The sequence below is a fragment of the Lentibacillus sediminis genome, from assembly GCF_002763455.1.
Classification (GTDB): Bacteria; Bacillota; Bacilli; order Bacillales; family Amphibacillaceae; genus Lentibacillus_D; species Lentibacillus_D sediminis_A.
Genome location: NZ_NIXK01000024.1, coordinates 1 through 1,409, shown reverse-complemented (window position 1 = coordinate 1,409; position 1,409 = coordinate 1). Strand labels below are relative to the sequence as shown.

Here is a 1,409-nt window from a genome sequence, read left to right as displayed (position 1 = left end):
TCACTAGCATTGCATTAATTGTAAGTGAAAATAAAAATTAATAGGAATCTTCAACTTTTAAGTGTTTTTGGCATAAAAAAACCTTTATAATGGATTTGAGGGGTGGCTCCCTGTCCAAATCCAATATAAAGGACTTTACATGGACAAGAATACACCATTATCATCGTTTAGTAAATGGATTTCACCTATCCATTTCAAAAAGGCTTTTGAACAAACAGAAAATCTGAAACAAGACTATTACACCAAAAAGCTTACGACCGAAGCTTATATCAAAATGTTGCTTTTTGCCCAGCTGCATGAAACCGAGAGTCTACAGGCGATGAGTGATGCCTTGCTTGATGATGACTTCCAAAAAACGCTTGGCTTTGATTCTATTAGTGCTTCTCAGCTGTCACGTAAAAATAATGAAGTAGCTCCAACAATCCTGGCTACCTTATTTCTGGATCTTGTCTGTCAGATCAAGGCGTTTCACAAAAAGCAGCCGAACGCTTCCATGCCATTAAAAGTTATCGATTCGAGTACATTGCCCTTGAATTTAACCAATTATAAATGGGCAAAGTTCCGTAAAACGAAAGCTGGTGCGAAACTTCATTTGAAGCTGGTATTCATGGATAAACACACCGTTTATCCGGAAAAAGCAGTCATCACCCCAGCGAAAGAACACGACCGGAACCAATTAGAAATACTCGTCGATGACAAAGAAGCCATGTATGTGTTTGATCGTGGCTACGTAGATTATGAGCGCTTTGATCGAATGACAGATGAGGGATATTTCTTCGCTTCAAGGCTGAAGAAAAATGCGGTCATCCGAGAAGTTCACTCCTTTTCACTACCACCAGAATCTGCGGTGTTATCCGATAAAATGGTTTATATTGGATCCACACAGAACCGGGCGGAGAATGTATTCCGCTTGGTGGAAGTGGAGGACACGAAAGGAAATGTCCTTCGTTTAATCACCAACCGATTTGATTTAAGTGCAGATGAGATTAGCGATATCTACCGTTCACGCTGGGCAATCGAGTTATTTTTCAAATGGCTGAAACAGCACGTGGAAATCAAACATTTTTATGGAATGAGTGAAACGGCATTACAAAACCAAATATACATCGCACTCATCACCTACTGTTTACATGTGCTTATTCAACTGGAAACAAAAAGCAAGAGGTCGCTGCTTCGTATTAGCCGCTGGTTAAAGGCAGCGTTATGGAAGCCAGCCTATCTTTGGCTGCGTCGGTTTGAAAACCAAACGGTTCCGTAATATAAATCCTTGTCGTCGTCTCTTCTGGATCGACTGTATATAATTTTCAAAAAATGGACAAAGCCACCTTTGACTGGACTTTGATTTTTTGGCAAAAAATATTGGGATCTATTTCACCGAATGTTCCAACGATATTTATGCAACGCTAGTG

At 40.0% G+C, this 1,409-nt stretch carries 1 protein-coding gene; it reads left to right on the top strand.

Going from position 1 to position 1,409, the window contains the following annotated elements; genetic code table 11:
- Nucleotides 1–139: 139 nt before the first annotated feature.
- Nucleotides 140–1,258: an IS4 family transposase gene (locus CEG13_RS18440; protein ID WP_100013354.1), complete on the top strand. Its 1,119-nt coding sequence runs from the start codon at nucleotides 140–142 to the stop codon at nucleotides 1,256–1,258.
- Nucleotides 1,259–1,409: the final 151 nt, after the last annotated feature.

Coding starts and splice junctions, on each gene's coding strand:
- CEG13_RS18440 (WP_100013354.1), top strand. CDS start 140: ATGGACAAGAATACACCATTATCATCGTTTAGTAAATGGATTTCACCT.